Here is a 19,957-nt window from a genome sequence, read left to right as displayed (position 1 = left end):
GGCGGGCAGACTCGGCGGCTAGGCCTGAGCGTCCGCCCGCATCCGCTCGCGCAGGCTCTTCGGCCGCATGTCCGTCCACACCTCGTCGATGTGGTCGAGGCATTCCTGCTTCGGCCCGCGCTTCCCCTCGTACCGCCAGCCCGCCGGCAGGTCGCGGCCGACCAGCCAGATCGAGTACTGCTCCTCGTCGTTGAGCACGACGCCGTAGGTGCGTTCGTCCTCGCTCATCCGGGTCCTCCTCGTCCACGCGCCGGGCACACCCGTCCCGTCGCGAGCCGAGCCTTCCCGCGCGGGCGCCGGAGCGACAGAGAAGAACGCGCAGCAACGAGCGCACCGTCCCGGCTCTGTGGCCCTCCGACGGGAACGGCCACCCTGGCGGCCATGACCATGCCCGGCGACCTGCCGCTGTCCTTCTCGCAGGAAAGACTGTGGTTCCTCGACGCGTTGCGGCCCGGCGGGACCGAGTACCTCCTCCCGCTGACCCTGCGAGTCCGCGGCAAGCTGGACGTCGCCGCGCTGAGCCGTGCGCTCGACGCGTTCGTCGCCCGCCACGAGGTGCTGCGGACGCGGTACCGCAGCCGCGAGGGCGTGCCAGTCCAGGTCGTCGGGAAGCCGCAGCCGGTGCCGCTGCCGATCGAGGGCGTCACGGAAAGCGAACTGGACACCGTGGTCGCGGCCGAGCTGACCGTGCCCTTCAATCTGGCGGCCGACCTGCCGTTGCGCGCCCGCCTGCTCCGCCTCGACGCGCGCGAGCACGTGCTGCTGATCGTCGTGCACCACATCGCCTTCGACGGCGCGTCCTGGGACATCCTCGCCGCCGAACTCGCCGAGCTGTACCGCGCGTTCCACGCCGGCACCCTGCCCGAGCTGCCCGCCCTGCCCATCCAGTACGCCGATTTCGCGCTCTGGCAACGGGAGGACGCCCAGACCCGGCTCGCGGGCCAGCTCGCCTACTGGCGCGAGCGGCTCGCCGGACTTACCCCGCTGGAGCTGCCGACCGATCGACCCCGCGGACCGGTGTGGGACCCGGCCGGCGCGGCGGTCCCGGTCGAGGTCCCGGCCGCGCTGGCGGAGCGGCTCACCGCGCTCGGCCGGTCCCGCCGGGCCACGCCGTTCATGGTTCTCCTGGCCGCCTACCAGGTCTTTCTCGCCCGGCACACCGGCGGCACGGACGTCGCCGTCGGCTGCCCGGTCGCCGGGCGCACCCCGGCCGAGGTCGAGGGGCTGGCCGGATTTTTCGTCAACACCCTCGTGCTGCGGGCCGACCTCGGCGGCGACCCGGCGTTCACGGCCTTTCTCGACCAAGTGGCCGGGACCGCGCTGGACGCCTTCGGCAACCAGGACGTCCCGTTCGACTGGCTCGTCGGCGAATTCGAACCGGACCGCGACCTGTCCCGCAACCCGCTGGTCCAGGCGTTCTTCGGCCTGCACGAGGTGGCCGAGCAGCGCTTCCGGCTGCCCGGGCTGGACGTCGAAGAGTCCGATGTGGACTGGACCGCCGCGTCGTTCGACCTCGGCCTGCAGTTCGAACACCGCCCGGACGGGTCGCTGACCGGCACTCTCACCTATCCGACCGCGCTGTTCGACGCCGCCACCGCACACCGGCTGACCGCCCGCTTCCTGCGCCTGCTGGAAAGCATCGCCGACGATCCGGCGCAGCGGCTGAGCGAGCTCGCGCTGACCCCGGACGCGGAACTCGCCCTGCTCGCCGACTGCGCCTCGGCACCAGGCGGCGAGGTGGTGCCGGGGTGTTTCCCCGACCTGTTCGCCCAGCGCGCAGCCGAAACCCCGGACCACCTCGCGGTCCACTGCGGCGGACAGGAACTCACGTACGCGCAGCTCGACGCGGCAGCCAACCGGCTCGCCCGCTACCTGCGCGCGTGCGGGCTCGGCGCGGAAGCAACCGTCGGCGTGTGTCTCGAACGGAGCGTCGATGCGGCCGTCGCACTGGTCGGCGTGCTGAAATCCGGCGCGGCGTATGTCCCGTTCGACCCGGCCAACCCGCCCGACCGGCTCGCCTACCTCGTCGAGGATGCCCGCACCGCCGCCGTCGTCACCGAGGAACGCTACGCCGGACTGTTCGCCGACACCGGCTGCCCAGTCGTCACGCTCGACCAGACTTTCGGATCCTCTTCGGACAGTCTGGATTGGACAGTAGACCCCGACCATCTAGCTTACGTCATCTACACTTCCGGATCGACCGGTCGCCCGAAAGGCGTCCAGATCCAGCACGGCTCCTATGCCGAACACGCGCAGATCATCGCCCGGGAGTACGGAATCACCGCGGCCGACCGAGTGCTCTCGCTCGCCTCGCTGGCCTTCGACGGTTCGCTGGAGCAGATCGGCGCGCCGCTGCTGGCCGGTGCGTCCGTGGTGCTGAGCGATCCGCTGTTCTGGGAACCGGAGGAACTCGCCGACCAGCTGGGCCGGCACCGGATCACCAGCGTCAACCTCACCCCGGCCTACTACCGCGAACTGCTCGGCGTGCTCCGGCCGCGGGACCCGCGGGTCGCGCACCTGAACATGGTGAACGTCGGCGCGGACGTCGTCACGACCGAAGACGCCCGGCGCTGGCGCGAACTCGGCTTGCCAGGCCGTTTCGTGGCCTGCTACGGCCCGACCGAGGCGACGATCTCCAGCATGCTGCAGTGGGCCGACGCCGCCGACCTCGACGCCGCGAGCCTGCCGATCGGCCGTCCGGTCGCCGCGACCAGCGCATACGTGCTCGACCCCGCCGGATACCCGGCTCCGGTCGGCGTCCCCGGCGAACTGCACCTCGGCGGCCTGCGCGTGGCGCGCGGCTACCTCCGCCGCCCCGCGCTCACCGCGGACAAGTTCGTGCCGGACCCGCACTCGCCCGGCGCCCGGCTGTACCGCACCGGAGATCTCGCCCGCTTCCGCGCGGACGGCACGATCGAGTTCCTCGGGCGGCTCGACCGGCAGGTCAAGATCCGCGGTTTCCGGATCGAACTCGGCGAGATCGAAGCCGCCCTCGACGCCCATCCCGCGGTGCGCGCAGCCGCGGTCGTGGTGAAAGACCTGCCGGAACGGACATTGGTCGCCTATGTCGTCGCGGCCTCCGGGGAGCCGGATTTCGCCGCACTGCGGGCAAGTCTGCGGTCCCAGCTGCCGGATTACCTCGTCCCGGGGCACTGGGTCGCGATGGCTGCGCTTCCGCTGACGCCGAGCAAGAAGGTGGACCGCGCCGCACTGCCGGACCCCTCAATCGGGGACACGGTCCGAGCCGAACCGATCGCCGAACCGTCCTCGGAGGTCGAGCACGCTTTGGCGGACATCTGGCGGGAAGTGCTGCGGGTGGAGGAAATCAGCGTCCACGACGACTTCTTCCGCATCGGCGGGCACTCCCTGCTGGCCACCCGGGTGCTCGCGCGGATTCGGAAGAAGCTCGGGGTCCGAGTCTCGCTGCGGGATCTCTTCGCTGCCCGAACGGTCGCCGAGCTGGCCGTGGTCATCGAACAAGCCTGAAGTCCGGCGCTCGCGCACGCATGGGCGAGGAGCTGCCTCCCAGCTCCTCGCCCATGGAGTCCTGACCGCGCTTAGCCCAGCGCGTGCTCGACGTCCACATCGGACAGTGTCGCCACGTACTCTGCCACCGCCCGGTGGACCTCGGCCGCCAGCAGCTCCACCGTCGGCGCCTCGAACACCGTGCGCACCGGCAGTTCCACCGGGAACCGCTCCCCCAGCAACGCGACCACCCGGGTCGCCAGCAGGGAATGGCCGCCCAGGTCGGCGAAGAAATCGTCGTGCACGCCGACGCGTTCGAGGTCCAGCAATTCCCGCCACACCTCGGCGACCGCCTCCTCGACCGGCGTCCGCGGCGCGACGAACTCCGCCGTCGGACCGGCTTCCGCTGGTTCCGGCAACGCCGCGCGGTCGACCTTGCCGTTGGGCGTGATCGGCAGCTCGTCGAGCCAGGACCACAGCGAGGGCACCAAATGCGCGGGCAACCGGGCGAGCAGGAATTCCCGCAGCTCGGCGACGGCGGGCCGCGCGGCTACCACGTGTGCCGCCAGGACCCGGTCGCCGTCGCGTTCGTAGGGCACGACCACGGCCGATCGCACGAGCGGATGAGCGGTGAGCGCCGCTTCGACCTCGCCCGGTTCCACGCGGAAACCCCGGATCTTGACCTGCTGGTCGAGCCGTCCGAAGAAGGCGAATGTCCCGTCCGGCCGGAGTGCGACCTCGTCGCCGGTGCGGTAAAGGCGTCCGCCGCCACCAGCCGGGTCGGGGACGAAGCGTTCCGCGGTCAGCGCGGGACGACGGAAGTACCCGCGGGCGAGACCGGGTCCGCCGAGCAGCAACTCGCCTCGCGCGCCGGGTTCGACCGGCACGCCATCGGCATCCGCGACGAATGCGTGCGTGTTCGCGATCGGCTTGCCGATGGGAATCGGCCCGGCAGTGTCGGCAACGGTCATTCCCCGGTGCACGCAAGCGAAAGTCGTGCACTCCGTCGGACCGTAGCCGTTGCTCATCTCGGCGCCGAGCTGTTCGATCACCCGCCGCGCCTGCACCGGCGGCACGACGTCGCCGCCCGCGATGACGTGCCGCACTCCGGCGAGCGCGGAGACCCGGTCGTCGACCACATGCCCGAACAGCCCGGAGCTGAGCCACACCGTGGTGACCCCGAACCGGCGGACTGCCTCCTCGATCGACGCGGCAGTCGGCACTCCCGGCGGCAGCACGGCGAGCGTCGCGCCGGTGGCGAGCGCACCCCACAGCTCGAACGTCGAGACGTCGAAACACAGCGACGTCAGCAGCAGGAACACTTCCCCGGCACCGAAATCGGCGAAGCCGGAACCGTGCACCAGCCGGACGACCCCGCGGTGGGTCACCTGCACGCCCTTCGGCAGACCGGTGGAGCCGGAGGTGTACATCTGATAGATCAGGTTGTCCGGCACCACGTCCGCGCCCGGCGGAGTGTCCGGCCAGCCGCTGAGGTCGGCTTCGTCGGCGAGAACGACGGTCGGCGCGGCTGAGACCCGGTCCGCCAGCGCCCGTTCGGTCACCGCGACCGTCGCGCCGGAATCGCCGAGCATGAACGCGAGCCGCTCGGGCGGATAAGCCGGGTCGAGCGGGACGTAATAGCCGCCCGCCTTGAGGATGCCGAGCATCGCGACCAGCAGGGTCGTCCCGCGCTCCAGGCACAGCGCGACCGGCGTCTCCGGCCCGATTCCCCGTGCCCGCAGCAGATGCGCGAACCGATTGGCGCGCCGGTCCAGTTCGCGATAGCCGAGCCGTTCGTCGCCGGACAGCACCGCCGCAGCCTCCGGCGCCGCGGCGGCGTGCCGCGCGAACAGCTCGTGCACGCACAGGTCGGGCAGCGGCACGTCCGCGCCGCGCTCAGGCTGCATGGTCATGAAGGCGTCCTCCCGCGTCGAACGGTTCCGACTGGAGCATGACCAGCCGTCCGCGCGCGGGCCAGAGACGAACGCGCAGACATCCGCGCGGAGTCAGCGTTTCAGCGGCCGCCGGACCCCGAGCCACGCACTCCACCCGAACAACCCGGCCAGCAGCGCCGCCGACACCGCCAGCAGCCCCAGATCGGCCGGCAACGCGTCCGAGTCCAGCTGATCCGCCCGATGCGGCGCGACGATGCCCGCCCGGTCCTCCACGACGTCGACCGTCTCGCCGAGCTTCATCCGCGACTTCACCGCCAGGTCCTCGACCAGCAGCGTGCCGTCCGGCCGGTCGACCCGCGCGGTGCAGGCGGTCCCGCCCTTGACGTGATGGCATTCGGAGGACACCGCGGTCGCGCGGTACCGGTCGCCGTCCGCCGCGAGGTAGCCGACCGACGTGACTCCGACGGACACGAGGTAGCAGCCGGTCAGCAGGAAGCCGCCGACGAGGAACCAGCCGCGTCCGGAGAACATGAACACCGCCGAGGTCGCCAAGGCGGCGAGCAGGAGCCCGAAGAGCAGTCCCGCCGCGGCCGCCACCGAACTGGAGCTGACGAACCCCACCGCCGCCGCGCCGCCGAGGACCACCACCGCGAGCCAGCACCACCCGGCACGCAGAGCGACGGCCCGACCGCTCGCCGGAGCCGTTTTCCGCGCGGAATCCCTTGCCGCAGCGGGCTTTTTCGTGGACACGCCGCGAATCATGACACGCCGCGTCCCGGTTACCTACCGGCGAGCGTGCTGCCCCTCGGCCGGCGCCCGGAAGAACGCCCGCACCGGCACGAGCAACCCGGCCAACGACAGCACCACGAAGACCACCTGGTGCACGTGGTCAGTACCCGGCGGCAGCCGGAATACCCAATGCAACAGCCAGAAAACCGGGTAGAACCACAACGCGAACCACGCCCACCGCTCCCCCGCGCGGAAGGGGAACACCGCGAGCAAGCCGCCGAACAACCCGAGCCCGGCGGTGGCGAGCGCGTCGGTGCGGTAGAGCAACGCGTCCCCGGCGGGCGGCACGATGGCCACCACAATCCCGAACCCGAGGATCCCCGCGCTGACCACCGCGAGGCAGATCCAGCCGACCCGCATCGGCGCGCCACCGTTCATCCGGCGAATTTACCCCGGCTCAGCCGGTTCCACTGGCTCAGCAAGACACCGGTCCGCCGGCAACGCATCAGCCAGCCGATGCAGTGCCTTCTTCACCGCCGCAACCGACATTCCGCGTTCATGCCGTTGATTCTGGTACAGATCGGGCGCCAGCGGAGCCAGCAACACGTCCGGCAACGCTTCGTCCCGCAGCCCGGCTTCGCGAACCTGCGCCGCCACGAACACCCGCCAAAACCCGTACGCCCCGGTCTGATACCGCCGAGCCCCGGTCTCTGCGCCCAGCGCCAGCGGCAAATGCTTCTCCAGCAAATCGATCATCGCGTCGTAAAACGCCACCAACCGCTCGCGCGGCGGAGCACCCGGCCCAAGCGGCGGCGGACCGGACAGCATCGCCTCCTGCAGCCGCCGCTCGTGCTCGTCCAGCAACGCGACGGCCACCGCGGCGACGCTGTCGTAGCGCCGGTACAGCGTTCCGCGGCCGACCCCCGCCGCCGCGGCCAGGTCGCCCATCGTGATGTCCGGACCCTTCGTGGCGAACAGGTCCTCGGCCGCGGCGAGGATCCGCTGGCGGTTCGCCGCGGCGTCCGCCCGTTCCGTGACTGGCTTGCTGTTCACCCCGTCACTGTATCTGGACAGCGTGTCCGGATCGAGTACAGTCATAAGTGGACACAGTGTCCACATGACTGATGGGGGGGCAATCCATGCACTCGTTCACGCTCGCCGGCCGTTCCGTGCGCCGGATCGGCTACGGGACCATGCAGCTCGCCGGGCCGAAAGCCCTGGGCGAACCGGCCGACCCGGACCGCGCCAAGGCCGCCGTCCGCGCCGCCGTCGACGCGGGCGTCCGGCTGATCGACACGTCCGGCTACTACGGGCCCGAGGTCGCGAACCGCCTGCTCGCCGAGGCGCTCCGGCCCTATCCGGACGACCTGCTCATCGCCACCAAGGTCGGCGCGCGCCGCAGCCCGGACGGCGGGTTCGTCGCCGATGCCGCGCCGGCAGCGATCCAGGCGGCCGTCCGGGACAACCTCGCGCAACTCGGCGTCGAGCGGCTTCCGTTGGTGCACGCGAGATTCATGCCCGACAGCACGGTGCCGTGGGCGGAGACCGTCGGGGCGCTCGCCGCACTGCGCGACGAGGGCCTGATCGAACACGTCGGCATCTCGAACGTCACGCTCGAGTTGCTGGACCAGGCGCGCGCGGTCACGCCGATCGCGTCCGTCGAGAACGAGTACCACGTCGGCCGCTCCGGCGGCCGGGACGTCCTCGACGCGACCACCGCCGCCGGGATCCCGTATCTGGCGTTCCGTCCGCTCGGCAACGGAGCGCTGGCCGGAGAGGGTTCGCCGTTGACCGAGCACGCCCGGCGGCTCGGCGTTCCGGCGGCGACCCTGGCGCTCGCCTGGCTGCTGGACCTCGCGCCCAACGTCGCCGTCATCCCCGGCACCAGCGATCCCGGCCATCTCGCCGACCTTGTCGCCGCCGAGGAACTGGCCCTGCCGTCCGCCGTGCGCGCCGCGCTCGACGAGGCCTGACGATGGGCTGGATCGCCGTCCTCGCGGCCGGGCTGCTCGAAATCGCCTGGGCGCACAGCATCCGCCTCACCGACGGCTTCACGAAACTCGTCCCGACGCTCGTCTGCGGCGCGCTCACCGTGCTCGTGCTGTACGTGCTCAACGTCGGCATGAAGACGGTCCCGGTCGGGACGGCCTACGCGGTGTTCGTCGGCATCGGCGCGGTCGGCACCGCCGCGGTCGGGATTTTCTGGCTTCGCGAACCGGTCAGCGTGCCGCGGATCCTCGCGCTCGCGCTGATTCTTGGCGGAGTCGTCCTGCTTCAGCTGACCTCCCGGACCGCGTGAGGGCGGGGCCGGTCCAGCCCGGACCGGCCCCGCCGCACCCGTCGCCCGGAGTTCCGCGGAGTTCCCCGGCGTTCCGCGGCCCGGAACCGCTTCGGCCGATCAGGCGTCACCCGTCCGCCGGGATCGCCCACGGGCTGTCGCCTTCCGTCATCCGCCCGTGTGTCCGGCGGCATCGTTAGGGCCCCGGCGACCGGCGCCCGGACACCCCGCAGGAGTGGCTTCCTAGGCCAGAAGAGGCACGCCGGACCGCTCCCGCCAGCCCGCGAGTGAATTCCCGCGAATCGTCTTGTCCGCGCAAAAGAATCCTCGCTAGCCTCGGACGCAGAAGGAGAAAGCCGAGCGCCTCGCGCCAGGACGAAGCGCGCCGGCACAGTTCACCGCGCGCCGACCGGAAATTGCGGTCCGAAAAGGGAGTACATGATGACGTCTGTTGCCCGCCCGGTTGCCCGCACCGCGTATCAGCAGTCGGTCGCCGACTACTGGAACGCCGAAAAGGATCCGGTCAACCTGCGCCTCGGCGACGTCGACGGGCTTTACCACCACCACTACGGCATCGGCGACTACGATCCGTCCGTTCTGGACGGAAGCGGCGAAAAGCGGGACAAGGCGATCATCGCCGAAATGCACCGGCTGGAGACGGCGCAGTCGCAGTTCCTGTTGGGCCACCTCGGAGACATCGCCCCGACCGACCGGCTGCTCGACGCCGGGTGCGGGCGCGGGGGCACGAGCGTGCAGGCGCACCAGCGGTTCGGCTGCCGGGTGGACGGCATCTCCATTTCCGAGCAGCAGGTCGATTTCGCCAATGAACAGGCCCGGCTGCGCGGAATCGACGATTCGGTGCGATTCCATCTCCGGAACATGCTCGACACCGGATTCGAAAGCGGCGATTTCGCCGGGATCTGGAACAACGAAAGCACGATGTACGTCGACCTGCCCGAGCTTTTCGCCGAACACGCGCGGCAGCTCGCCCCGGGCGGCCGGTTCGTGACCATCACCGGATGCTACAACGACCTGACCGGCGGGCGTTCGCGCGCGGTGAGCCAGATCGACCAGCATTACATCTGCAATATCCACGCGCGCGGCGACTATTTCAAAGCGCTCGCCGCGACCGGCTTCGTCCCGATCAACGTGGTGGACCTGACCGAGGCGACGATCCCGTACTGGGAGCTGCGCGAGCAGTCGTCCGTCGCGACCGGCATCGAGAAGCCGTTCCTGACCGCCTACCGCGAGGGCAGCTTCCACTACCTGCTCATCGCCGCCGACCGCGTCTGAGCGGGCCGACATGACCGGAATCGCAGCGGTCCGCCCGGACCTGGCCTGCCCGTCCTCGCTGTGGGCGGGCCCGGTCGGGCTGGGCACGTCGGCCGCGCGGATCGCGGCGCAGTTCGCGCCGTCCGGCGGGCAGGACCCGGCGTACGCGGAACGGGAATGGGGCGACGGCAGCGCGTCGCCGCTGTACTGCCCGGTCGTGCGGCGGGTGGACGAACCGCTCGCCGAGGAGGTCGACCGGCGGCTCGTCGCGTGGGCGGAGGACTGCGGGTTCGACGGCGAGGGGCTGGACCAGATCGCGAACGCCGGCTTCGGCAAGCTCGCGATGCTCGCCCACCCGGACTCCTCCGACCCGGACCGGCTGCTGATCGCCGCGCAGCTCAACGCGGTGTGGTGGGCGGCCGACGACTACTACGCCGACGACAGCTCCCTCGGCGCCTCGCCGACCGAACTCCCGCCGCGGCTGGCGCTCGTGATGGCCGCGATGGACCCGGTGGCGCCCGCAGGCGAGTTCACCGCGCCGCTGGAGGAGGCGCTGCGGGCCGACCCGATCCGGGTCGGGTTCCATTCCGCGGTCGACCATCTCGGCAGGCACGGTTCGCCGGTGCTGGTCCAGCGGGTCTGCTATTCGACGTTCGCGATGTTCGTCAGCTGGGACGCCTACGCCGCGTGGCGCCACACCGGGCGCTACCCCCCGGCCTGGGAGTACCTGGCGGCCCGCCAGCACGACAGTTTCTACACGTCGATGACCCTGATCGACGCCGTCGGCGGGTACGAACTGCCCGCGCCGTTCTACTACGACCCGCGCGTGCGGGAGGCGATGATGCGCGCGGGCACCGCGACGGTCCTGGTCAACGACCTCCATTCGGTGGCCAAGGACGCGGCCGACGAGAACCCGGTCTGCAACATGGTGCTGCAGATCGCCGCCGACCGGAACTGCCCGGTCTCCGAGGCGGTCGAGACCACGGTCGCCCTGCACAACCGGATCGTGCGCGAGTTCGAGGAGGGCCATCGCGCCCTGCTCGCGATCCCGTCGCCGGAGCTGCAGCGCTTCCTCGCCGGCGTCCGCGACTGGATGGGCGGCGGCTTCGAATGGCACGCCACGAACCCCCGCTACCGATCCTGACCCCCGACTCCCGAGCCCAGGCTTCGCAACCGAAGACAAGGTGGTTTCGCTGTGACTGTCACCGACCCGGTCGACTCCGCGGACGTGGAAGACCAGGAACCCTTGAGCCTAGGCCGCGCGGCGGCGCGGCAACTGGCCACGACCACGAAGTCCGTGCCGCAGATGCAGGGCATCAGCACGCGGTGGCTGCTGAAGGTGCTGCCGTGGGTCGAGGTGTCCGCGGGCACGTACCGCGTCAACCGGCGGCTGTCCTACACCGTCGGCGACGGCCGGGTCACGTTCGTGACCAGCGGCTCCGAGGTCCGGGTCATCCCGCCCGAACTCGGGGAGCTCGCGCCGCTGCGCGGATTCGACGACGAGGCGGCGCTGGCCGAGCTGGCCGGCCGGTTCGAACAGCGCGAATACCAGCCGGGCGACGTGCTGGCCGAATTCGGCAGCCGCGCCGACCAGGTGTTCCTCATCGCGCACGGCAAGATCACCAAGGCCGGGGTCGGCGCCTTCGGCGACCAGACCGTGCTCGGCACGATGCTGAACGGCGACTACTTCGGCGAAAACGTGCTGACCACCCCGGACGGGATCTGGGAGTACACCGCGAAGGCGGTCACCGCCGCGACCGTGCTGACGTTGTCGCGCCAGGAGTTCGAAGGCGTGCTCAACCGCTCGGAAGCGCTGCGGGCGCACCTCGACGCCTTCATCTCGGGCGGAGACACGGCCCGCAACGAACACGGCGAGGCCGAGATCGCCCTCGCCGCGGGCCACGACGGCGAACCGAAGCTGCCGGGCACCTTCGTCGACTACGACACGTCCCCGCGCGAGTACGAGCTGAGCGTGGCGCAGACCGTGCTGCGGGTCCACAGCCGGGTCGCCGACCTCTACAGCGAACCGATGAACCAGACCGAGCAGCAGTTGCGGCTGACCGTCGAGGCGCTGCGGGAGCGGCAAGAACACGAGCTGGTCAACAACCCCGACTTCGGCCTGCTGAACAACGCCGACTTCGACCAGCGCGTGCCCACCCGCACCGGCCCGCCGACGCCGGACGATTTCGACGAGCTGCTCTCGCTGGTGTGGAAGGACCCCGCGTTCTTCCTCGCGCACCCGAAGACGATCGCCGCGTTCGGGCGGGAATGCAGCAAGGCCGGCGTCTACCCCGGTTCGGTCGACCTCGGCGGACACCAGGTGCCCGCGTGGCGCGGCGTGCCGATCCTGCCGTGCAACAAGATCCCGGTCACCGAGACCCGCACCAGCTCGGTGCTGCTCATGCGGACCGGCGAGCAGGCGCAAGGCGTCGTCGGGCTCCACCAGACCGGGCTGCCCGACGAGTACCAGCCGGGCCTCAACGTGCGGTTCATGGGCATCAACGAACAGGCCATCCTGTCCTACCTGGTCTCGGCCTACTATTCCGCCGCCGTCCTCGTGCCCGACGCGCTCGCCGTGCTGGAAGCCGCCGAAATCGGCCGGGAGGGCTGAGCCCGGTGCCCGTCACCGAACAACAGGAGCAGCAGCTCTCCCTCGGCGTCAAGGCGGCCCGGACCCTCGCCACGACCACCAAGTCGCGGCCGCAGATGCGCTCGATCACCCCGCGGTGGCTGCTTTCGCAGCTGCCGTGGGTCGAGGTGCCCGGCGGCAGCTACCGGGTCAACCGGCGGCTCACCTACACCGTCGGCGACGGCAAGGTGAGCTTCTTCCAGACCGGGCCGCAGGTGCAGGTCGTCCCGCTCGAGCTGACGGAAATCGAGCTGCTGCGCGGGTTCTCCGACGAAGCGGCGCTCGGCGCGCTGGCCGACGCGTTCGAGCAGCGCGAGTACGAGGCGGGGAGCACGCTCGTCACCGCCGGGCAGGCGCTGGACCAGCTCGTGCTCGTCGTGCACGGCAAGGTTTCCCGGCACGGCCAGGGCCAGTTCGGCGCGGAAACCCATCTCGGCACCTCCACCGACGGAGACCACTTCGGCGGGGAACTCCTCACCGGGAACGACGCCACCTGGGGGTTCACCGCCCGCGCCGCCACCCGGGTGGTCGCGCTGGTGCTGCCCGCCGGCGCGTACGCCCGGCTCAACGGCAGGCTCGACTCCCTGCGCGCGCACGTCGCGCAGGCCGTGTCCCGGCCGCGGAAACCGCAGAACCACAAGGGCGAGGCGAACATCCACCTGTCCGCCGGGCACGACGGCGAACCGGTCCTGGCCGGAACGTACGTCGACTACGAGCCGTCGCCGCGCGAGTACGACCTCGCGGTGGCGCAAACCGTCCTGCGGGTGCACAACCGCGTCGCCGATCTGTACAACGACCCGATGAACCAGTTCGAGGAGCAATTGCGGCTCACCGTGGAGGCGCTGCGGGAACGGCAGGAACACGAACTGGTCAACAACCCGGATTTCGGCCTGCTGCACAATGCCGACCTCAAAACCCGGATCACCACCCGCACCGGTCCGCCGACGCCGGGCGATCTGGACGAACTGCTCTGCCGGCGCCGCAAGACGCGGTTGTTCCTCGCGCATCCGAGGGCCATCGCGGCGATCGGCCGCGAATGCACGCGGGCGGGCATTTATCCGGATCCGGTCGTGGTGGACGGGAAACGCGTCATGGCGTGGCGCGGGGTCCCGATCCTGCCGTGCGACAAAATCCCGGTGAGCGAGGCGGGCATCACCTCCGTGCTCGCGATGCGCACCGGGGAAGACGACGCGGGCGTCATCGGATTGCGGCCGAAAAATCTCGCCGACGAATACCGGCCCGGGCTGAATGTGCGGTTCATGGGCATCGACGACCGCGCGGTCTCGTCCTATTTGGTCAGTGCGTACCACTCCGTCGCGGTTCTCGTGCCGGACGCGCTGGGCATTCTCGAGCACGTCGAGATCGCCCGGTCCTGAGCCGCGCCGATGCTCGCCGGAAGCACTGCGCTTCCGGCGAGCATCGGCGATTGTGCTTGTACGCCAAGCATTACTCGGACTCAGTCCAGATTAGACATTCCTCACCGGTAGATGTGCTTCTCCGGCAAGCGAACCGCCGCGAACCCGTTCGCGAAGTTCGCGTCCACCTGGGCCGACTCCTGTGCGTCGGGCATCGCGTTCTTGCACGTGATCCCCGGCCCGTGCCCAGACATCAGTTCCGAGCAGGGTCCCTCGTAGTGGTCGGGAAGACCGAGGTTGTGGCCGATCTCGTGGGCGATGATCCGGGTCGGGTCGTTGCCCTCGGCGACCTGCTGGGTGTCGATGTAGATGTCGCCGTTGCCGTGCCCGTCGGTCTGGGTGTAGGACCCGCCGCCGGTGGTTTCGTGCATGATGATCGTCGCGGCGCCGCCGCTGTTCAGATGCACGTTGTGCACGGAGTTGTTCCAGTTCGCCGCGGCCTGGGTGGCCTCGGCCTGGTAGTCGGGCAGTCCGCTGGCGTCGTAGTACAGCTCGACCGCGTCGAGCGGCGCGGCCGTCGCCGTGCCGGCTCCGGTCAGCGGCAGCACCAACGCCGCGGCCGCGCCGGCGGCCAGGCGGCCAAAGCGGTGCAGGGTCATGGTTTTCTTCCTCTCCGCACGAGGGGGGTCAGCTTCCGATCTGCTGCTGGATCCACGACATGTACTGGGCGATGCCGGTGTAGAGGGTGGTGGTGGCGCATTCGCCGCCGTTGTCGCCGGGGCCGTGGGTTTCGCCCACCAGCGTCCAGTTCCCGGTGGTGCCGACGATCGCGGGGCCGCCCGAATCGCCGTGGCACGCCGAATGCGCGTAGTCGCCGGAGATGCAGACGTCGCCCGCGCCGCCGCCGCCCTCGGCGCACGCGCTGCTGTCGAGGACCTGAAGGTCGATCTGCTGCAGGGTTTGCGGCGTCTGGCAGTTGGGCCAGCTCGTGCAGCCCCAGCCGAGCAGCCGTGCGGTCGTGCCCGGGGCGGGGTTGCTCTGCGCCATCGCGACCGGCGCGGACTGGGCGGGCTGGCTCAGGTGCATCATCGTGAGATCGGTGCCCTGATCGGTGATCACGTTGTCGATCTGGCCCACTTCGCCGGAATTGATGTCGGTGGACCCGATCCGCGCCTGCGAGGCCTGGCCGCAGTGGTTCGCGGTGATGATCCACTGGGGCGCGACGAGGCTTCCGCCGCAGCCGTTGTCCAGTGACACCATGAACGAGTAGGTTTCGGTGGCGTCGCTGCCTCCGATGATGGCCGGCTGCGCCGCTGCCGCCGGCGCGGCGACCCCGAACAGCAGGGCGGCCGCGCCCATCATCGTCAGCATTGTTTTCCGCATCGCTTTCCCTTCCATAGCAACCGATCCCGCCGAGAGCGGGTTCGGACTTCGGCCGGGATACGGCCGGGGACCACTTCGCGGGCGCCGGGCCCGCGACGGAAACCACAGAGTCCCAGGGCCGCCGGAGTCCGAACACCATCGAAAGGAGGGACAAAGCCGGAAGACGAACCGTGCGCGGCGGCACGAACTGCGATTACCGGGATGAACCGAACGCGGAATACGCCGTTCCGCATCGGCGTCCGCGCTGTTCGCCGAGCCGCTAATGGCGGCGATACGGGACTTCCGTTGAGCGGACCGCGCGAACCGCTGAACAGCAAAGCCGAACGGGATTCGCGACTTTCGTGGGTATAACGGATTGCCCGGCGTCCCTAAACTGCGAATTGCGCCCCGCATTCGCTGACCGCGGCGCGCCATCGTCCTATTCGCAAGAAACGGAGATGTGCATGATCCCAGCACTCAGTCAAAGACACGGCGGACGCGGCGGAGTCGCCTTCGCCGCGGCGGTTCTGGCCGCTGGATCAGTTTTCGCCGCCTCGGGCGTCGCGGCGGCCCAGCCCTCGGCGGCCCCGCTGAACGCGAGAGCCGCGACCGCCATGTCCGCCAGCCTCGCGAAGTCGCTCGGCGACCGCACCGTCGGCTCGTACTACGACCATTCGTCCTCGCGGCTGACGGTCACCGTCACCGACCAGGCCGCCGCCGCCCAGGTCCGTGCGGCCGGCGCGACGCCGAAGTTCGTGAAATACCGTGCGTCGCAACTGAAAGCGGTCACCGCGGAACTGGCCCGCACGGCGAGCGTCCCCGGCACCGCGTGGCGCGTCGACCCGCGCACCGGCCAGGTGCTCGTCACCGCCGACTCGACGGTCACCGGCGCCAAGCTCGCCCAGGTGACCAACGCCGTCCACCGCTTCGGCGACAAAGCGCGTTTCTCCCAGACGAAAGGCAAGCTCCGCCCCCTGATCAGCGGCGGCGACGCGATCTGGGGCCAGGGCCTGCGCTGCTCGCTGGGCTTCAACGTGCACACCTCGAGCGGCCAGGCCGCGATCCTGACCGCCGGCCACTGCGGCGTGGCGACCAACGACTGGTGGGCCGACCAGGGCAACTCGCAGCACATCGCGAGCACGTCCGCCGCGAACTTCCCGGGCACGGACTACTCGTACGCCACCTACGACGCCGGCGTGGACGCCCCGAGCGCCGTGAACACCGGCCAGCAAATCACCGCGGCAGGCGACGCGACAGTAGGAGAAACCGTCACCCGAAGCGGCTCGACCACCGGCGTACACGACGGCCAGGTCACCGGCCTCAACGCCACGGTGAACTACCAGGAAGGCAGCGTAAGCGGCCTGATCGACACGACAGTGTGCGCAGAACCGGGCGACAGCGGCGGCTCGCTGTTCGACGGATCCACCGCACTGGGCCTCACCTCGGGCGGCAGCGGAGACTGCACCTCCGGCGGAGAAACCTTCTTCCAGCCAGTCCCCGCAGCACTGAGCGCATACGGACTGACCCTGCCGTAAAAAGAGAAACGTGAGGGGAACCCTGAGTGAACTGGGCCCCGGAAGTTGGACTGGTTATGTAGAGGTTAGGCGGCGAGGGTCTGGGCCCGGTATTCGGCCGGGCTCAGGCCTTGGAGCGTGGTGGAGATGCGGGTGGTGTTGTACCAGTCGATGTAGTCGTGCAGTGCCGTGATGAACGTGTCGACGGTGTCGAACTTGGTGTGGTGGAAGAGTTCTTCTTTGAGGTGGCCGAAGAAGTTCTCGGCGACGGCGTTGTCCAGGCAGGTGGCTCGCCGGGACATCGACTGGGTCAGGCCGGCGTCGGCGAGCAGGGAGCGCCAGGAGGCGTGCCGGTACTGGAAGCCCTGGTCGGAGTGCACCAGCGGGCGGGCTCCGGCGGGCAGGGTCGCGATCGCGGCGCGCAGCGAGGAGTTCGTCAGCTCCAGCGTCGGGGACGGCCCGCAGGCGTAGGCGATCACGGACCGGTCGAACAGGTCGATCACGGGCGAGAGGTAGACCTTGCGGTCGCCGATGCGGAACTCGGTCACGTCGGTGACCCATTTGGTGTCCGGGGCCTCGGCGCCGAACTCGCGGTTGAGCAGGTTCTCGGCGGCCGTGCCGGGCCGGCCGGGCCAGGACCGGCGCCGGCGCGGCCGCCGGACCTGGCAGACCAGGCCGAGGGCGTTCATCAGCGCGAGCACGGTTTTCTTCGCCACCCGCCAGCCGGCGCGGGCCAGGACCGTGTGGATCCGCCGGTGCCCGTAGCGGCCGCGGGCGGCCTCGAACGCCTCGGCGATCGCGGCCTTGAGCCCGGCGTGCGGGTCGGGCCGGTCGGGCCGGGCCTGGTGGTAGAAGAACGTCGACCGGGCCAGGCCCGCGACCGCCAGCAGCACCGGCAGCGGATAGTCGGCCTTGAGGGCGGCGACGGCCTGGGTTTTCACCCTCGCCCCTGCTCCCTCAAGGCCCGCAATTTTTTTAGGTAGGCGTTCTCCGCCGACAGCCGCAGGTTCTCCGCCCGCAACCGCTCCAGCTCGCCGGGACCCGGCGAGTCCGCGACACCGGGCGGACGGCCTTTCGGCTTGGGCCGCAACGCGTCCTCTCCCTCGCGCCGATACGCCCGCGCCCAGTTCTCCACGAGTTTGGGCGAGGACAGCCCGTGCTCGCGCGCCAGCTCGGCCGCGGTCGCCTCGCCGCCGACATACCGGCGCACGACCTCCAGCTTGAACTCGAACGCGAACGACCGCCTGCCTGGCTTGTCCATCAGCGCTCCCGCGCTCCGCAGCCTCCAACGATCACGCAAGCGTCGCACGGCACCCGCCGACACCCCCAACCGGGACGCCACGGCCTTCGCGCCATACCCGTCCTCGAACAACGCAACAGCGGACGCCCGCTGCCACTCAGACAACGAACTGCGTGGATGCAACGAACCACTCCCCGGACAGCTGGAACTGGATTCCCAGTCCAACTTCCGGGGCGCAGTTCAGAGGGACTCAGAGTCCCTCAGGGTTCCCCTCACGTCCCTCCGCCGGACGTGAAGGGCTCCTTGAGGGAATTAGATTCCCTCAAGGAGCCCTTCACGGACCGCTCCGCGCCGACCCCGCCGGGATCCCCCAATGTGGCATTGGGTGCGTCAGATGCACCGAACGCCACATTGGGTGCGTCACATGCACCCAATGCCACATTGGGGCGCTACCCGCGACCCGGACGCCGCCCCGCTCGAAGCAACCACGCACCCAAGCCGCGCAACAAACCGCAGCCACTGCACCCAAACACCGGGGGCACCCACCCCTCCCCCATCCCCGATACAAAGCCGCCCTGCGGTTCGGGGGTGCTTGTCAAGGCATCTTTCCCGCCTTGACAAGCACCCCCGAACCGTCAGCACAATCAAAAATCGGGGTGCCCCACGCAACCCAAGGCGCAGCAATGTCGCCGCCAGGCGACGAGCCGAACACCTATTCCGCCGCCATCCTCTCCCGCAAACTACGAGGCCGCATATCAGTCCACACCTGATCCACGTGACTCATGCACTCCTCCCGGCTCCCCCGCATCCCCTCCGGCCGCCACCCAGCCGGAACCTCCTTGTCCCCAGGCCACAACGAATACTGCTCCTCGTCATTGACCAAAACCTGAAACACAACCCCGTCATCCATTCACTTCTTCCCTTCCTCAACAACTTGACCAGAAGCCTCTTCCAGCACCGGAACCGAACCCCCCGAAGGCAACCCCCGCAAACTGCGGCTGAACGTCGCCACCACAGTGACCACCGCAATCCCCCCACTACACGCCAACACCGCAAACCCCGCAGGCAACGCCTCCACCAGCCACCCGCCCAACGCAGGCCCAGCCGCAGCAGCCAACCCCCCAGTCACCCCGACCACTCCCCCGAGCCGCCCCCGCAAATGATCCGGAGTGGACAGCAACTGATAAGCCGCAATAGCAGTATTGGCCGCAGGAGGCAAAAACGCAACAGCCGCGAACAACACCCCCATCACATATCCATTATGGACGAACACAGCAAGCGGCGTCAGCACAGTCAACGCCCAAAACACCCCGACAACAAGCCGGAACGCACTAACCCCCCGATGCAGGTAAGGCGCGACCAGCGACCCCAGAATCCCCCCAGCCCCCAACATCGCCGCCATCACGCCGATCTCCCCCGACGGCACCCCCCGCTCATTGGCCAGCACAATAATCACCAGATAATAAGCGGAAAAGAACAAATTCAAACTGACCACGCACAACACAGTCGCCCGCAACGGCGGCCGGCCCCACACCCACCGCAGCCCCTCGACAATCTCCCGGCCCAAATGCTGGGGAGGGACACCGTCCGCACGCTCCGCCCGCCGAGGCAACCGCACGAACAACAACGACACGAACGCGAACACGTGCGCGACCACGTCGAAGAGAAACGGCACCACCCGCCCCACCGCGAAGAGAAACCCACCGAGCGCGGTCCCCGACAGCTGTCCCGCACTGGTCCGAGCAGCATTCATCGCGACCGCCGAAGGCACCTGTTCCTCCGCCACCAACCGCGGCAGACTGGCCTCCTCAGCCGGTTCGAACAACGCCCGGCTCAACCCCATCACGACGGCGACCGCGACGAGCATCCACACTTCCGCGACGCCCCAGTACAACGCGGCCGCCAACCCGCCCGCCGCGACCGCTTGCGCCGCCTCGCACCCGAGCATGATCCGCTTGCGAGGCCACCGGTCCACCAACGCCCCCGCGGGCAATCCGGCAACCAGCTGGCTGATCGCGACGGCCCCGAGCACCAGCCCGGACTGCGCGGCCGACCCGGTGAGCGCCAGCACGAGAAGGGGAAACACGATGGTGGTCGTGCTGAACCCGGCCTCGGAGACGACCTGGCCGGTCCAGAGAAGCCGATAGTCCCGGTTGCCCGCGATCCCGCTCATGCCCCGCCTCCCCGCACTCCCGCATCGACTCCCATCTGACCGGCG

19 protein-coding genes and 1 pseudogene are annotated in these 19,957 nt (G+C 69.8%); 8 read left to right on the top strand and 12 right to left on the bottom strand.

What is annotated here, in order from left to right:
* Positions 1-18: 18 nt before the first annotated feature.
* Positions 19-228 (bottom strand): MbtH family NRPS accessory protein, encoded by a 210-nt coding sequence (locus tag CU254_RS16100; protein ID WP_037713814.1) that lies wholly within the window; start codon positions 226-228, stop codon positions 19-21.
* 153 nt (positions 229-381) lie between these two features.
* On the opposite strand from CU254_RS16100, the gene CU254_RS16095 reads away from it, so the two are divergent.
* Positions 382-3,486, top strand: coding sequence for a non-ribosomal peptide synthetase (locus CU254_RS16095; protein WP_009077446.1), 3,105 nt, complete (start codon positions 382-384; stop codon positions 3,484-3,486).
* Between the two features lie 71 nt (positions 3,487-3,557).
* Here CU254_RS16095 and CU254_RS16090 read toward each other — a convergent pair whose 3' ends face one another.
* The 4 genes from CU254_RS16090 to CU254_RS16075 form a co-directional block, all read right to left on the bottom strand.
* Entirely contained in the window at positions 3,558-5,378 is a 1,821-nt protein-coding gene (locus CU254_RS16090; protein WP_009077444.1) for a non-ribosomal peptide synthetase, read from the bottom strand.
* 93 nt (positions 5,379-5,471) lie between these two features.
* Complete coding sequence (locus CU254_RS16085) at positions 5,472-6,110, bottom strand: hypothetical protein (protein ID WP_158688039.1); 639 nt, start codon at positions 6,108-6,110, stop codon at positions 5,472-5,474.
* A gap of 33 nt (positions 6,111-6,143) precedes the next feature.
* The gene (locus tag CU254_RS16080) at positions 6,144-6,527 is read right to left on the bottom strand and encodes a hypothetical protein (protein ID WP_009077441.1); all 384 of its coding nucleotides are present in this window, start codon (positions 6,525-6,527) and stop codon (positions 6,144-6,146) included.
* Between the two features lie 9 nt (positions 6,528-6,536).
* A complete protein-coding gene (locus CU254_RS16075; RefSeq protein ID WP_009077439.1) occupies positions 6,537-7,187 on the bottom strand; it encodes a TetR/AcrR family transcriptional regulator in 651 nt (216 codons plus the stop codon).
* 41 nt (positions 7,188-7,228) lie between these two features.
* On the opposite strand from CU254_RS16075, the gene CU254_RS16070 reads away from it, so the two are divergent.
* The 6 genes from CU254_RS16070 (at position 7,229) to CU254_RS16045 (ending at position 13,644) form a co-directional block, all read left to right on the top strand.
* The gene (locus CU254_RS16070) at positions 7,229-8,062 is read left to right on the top strand and encodes an aldo/keto reductase (RefSeq protein ID WP_050788197.1); all 834 of its coding nucleotides are present in this window, start codon (positions 7,229-7,231) and stop codon (positions 8,060-8,062) included.
* A gap of 2 nt (positions 8,063-8,064) precedes the next feature.
* Entirely contained in the window at positions 8,065-8,388 is a 324-nt protein-coding gene (locus tag CU254_RS16065) for a multidrug efflux SMR transporter (RefSeq protein WP_009077435.1), read from the top strand.
* Positions 8,389-8,808: 420 nt separating this feature from the next.
* Positions 8,809-9,660 carry a geranyl diphosphate 2-C-methyltransferase gene (locus tag CU254_RS16060; RefSeq protein ID WP_037717266.1) on the top strand — a complete coding sequence of 284 codons (852 nt, stop codon included), beginning with the start codon at positions 8,809-8,811 and terminating at the stop codon, positions 9,658-9,660.
* Between the two features lie 10 nt (positions 9,661-9,670).
* A complete protein-coding gene (locus tag CU254_RS16055) occupies positions 9,671-10,783 on the top strand; it encodes a family 2 encapsulin nanocompartment cargo protein terpene cyclase (protein ID WP_009077431.1) in 1,113 nt (370 codons plus the stop codon).
* Positions 10,784-10,834: 51 nt separating this feature from the next.
* Positions 10,835-12,250 carry a family 2B encapsulin nanocompartment shell protein gene (locus tag CU254_RS16050; protein ID WP_037713810.1) on the top strand — a complete coding sequence of 472 codons (1,416 nt, stop codon included), beginning with the start codon at positions 10,835-10,837 and terminating at the stop codon, positions 12,248-12,250.
* Positions 12,247-13,644 carry a family 2B encapsulin nanocompartment shell protein gene (locus CU254_RS16045; protein ID WP_009077427.1) on the top strand — a complete coding sequence of 466 codons (1,398 nt, stop codon included), beginning with the start codon at positions 12,247-12,249 and terminating at the stop codon, positions 13,642-13,644. Before CU254_RS16050 ends, CU254_RS16045 begins: the two co-directional genes overlap by 4 nt.
* A gap of 101 nt (positions 13,645-13,745) precedes the next feature.
* On the opposite strand, the gene CU254_RS16040 is transcribed toward CU254_RS16045, so the two are convergent.
* Together CU254_RS16040 and CU254_RS16035 are read right to left on the bottom strand one after the other, a co-directional pair.
* Positions 13,746-14,282 (bottom strand): snapalysin family zinc-dependent metalloprotease, encoded by a 537-nt coding sequence (locus tag CU254_RS16040; protein WP_009077425.1) that lies wholly within the window; start codon positions 14,280-14,282, stop codon positions 13,746-13,748.
* 28 nt (positions 14,283-14,310) lie between these two features.
* Positions 14,311-15,006, bottom strand: a complete 696-nt coding sequence (locus tag CU254_RS16035; protein ID WP_100267062.1) for a trypsin-like serine protease — start codon at positions 15,004-15,006, stop codon at positions 14,311-14,313.
* 443 nt (positions 15,007-15,449) lie between these two features.
* Between CU254_RS16035 and CU254_RS16030 the strand changes: the two genes are divergently transcribed.
* Positions 15,450-16,520, top strand: coding sequence for a S1 family peptidase (locus CU254_RS16030; protein WP_234392831.1), 1,071 nt, complete (start codon positions 15,450-15,452; stop codon positions 16,518-16,520).
* A gap of 65 nt (positions 16,521-16,585) precedes the next feature.
* On the opposite strand, the gene CU254_RS16025 is transcribed toward CU254_RS16030, so the two are convergent.
* The 5 genes and pseudogenes from CU254_RS16025 to CU254_RS16015 all read right to left on the bottom strand — a co-directional run bounded on the left by CU254_RS16025 (position 16,586) and on the right by CU254_RS16015 (position 19,912).
* Complete coding sequence (locus tag CU254_RS16025) at positions 16,586-17,440, bottom strand: IS3 family transposase (protein WP_009077419.1); 855 nt, start codon at positions 17,438-17,440, stop codon at positions 16,586-16,588.
* Positions 17,437-17,760: a helix-turn-helix domain-containing protein gene (locus tag CU254_RS44115; protein ID WP_234392755.1), complete on the bottom strand. Its 324-nt coding sequence runs from the start codon at positions 17,758-17,760 to the stop codon at positions 17,437-17,439. Before CU254_RS44115 ends, CU254_RS16025 begins: the two co-directional genes overlap by 4 nt.
* Before the next feature lie 39 nt (positions 17,761-17,799).
* Positions 17,800-17,871 (bottom strand): annotated as a pseudogene (locus CU254_RS44955) (hypothetical protein); the annotation flags it as partial.
* A gap of 580 nt (positions 17,872-18,451) precedes the next feature.
* Positions 18,452-18,649, bottom strand: a complete 198-nt coding sequence (locus CU254_RS16020) for an MbtH family NRPS accessory protein (protein ID WP_009077414.1) — start codon at positions 18,647-18,649, stop codon at positions 18,452-18,454.
* Positions 18,650-19,912 carry an MFS transporter gene (locus CU254_RS16015; RefSeq protein ID WP_100266802.1) on the bottom strand — a complete coding sequence of 421 codons (1,263 nt, stop codon included), beginning with the start codon at positions 19,910-19,912 and terminating at the stop codon, positions 18,650-18,652.
* Between the last annotated feature and the right edge of the window lie 45 nt (positions 19,913-19,957).

It is taken from the genome of Amycolatopsis sp. AA4 (assembly GCF_002796545.1).
Taxonomy (GTDB): domain Bacteria; phylum Actinomycetota; class Actinomycetes; order Mycobacteriales; family Pseudonocardiaceae; genus Amycolatopsis.
The sequence above is the reverse complement of the archived record's forward strand: the minus strand, read 5'-3'. Positions and strand labels throughout refer to the sequence as shown.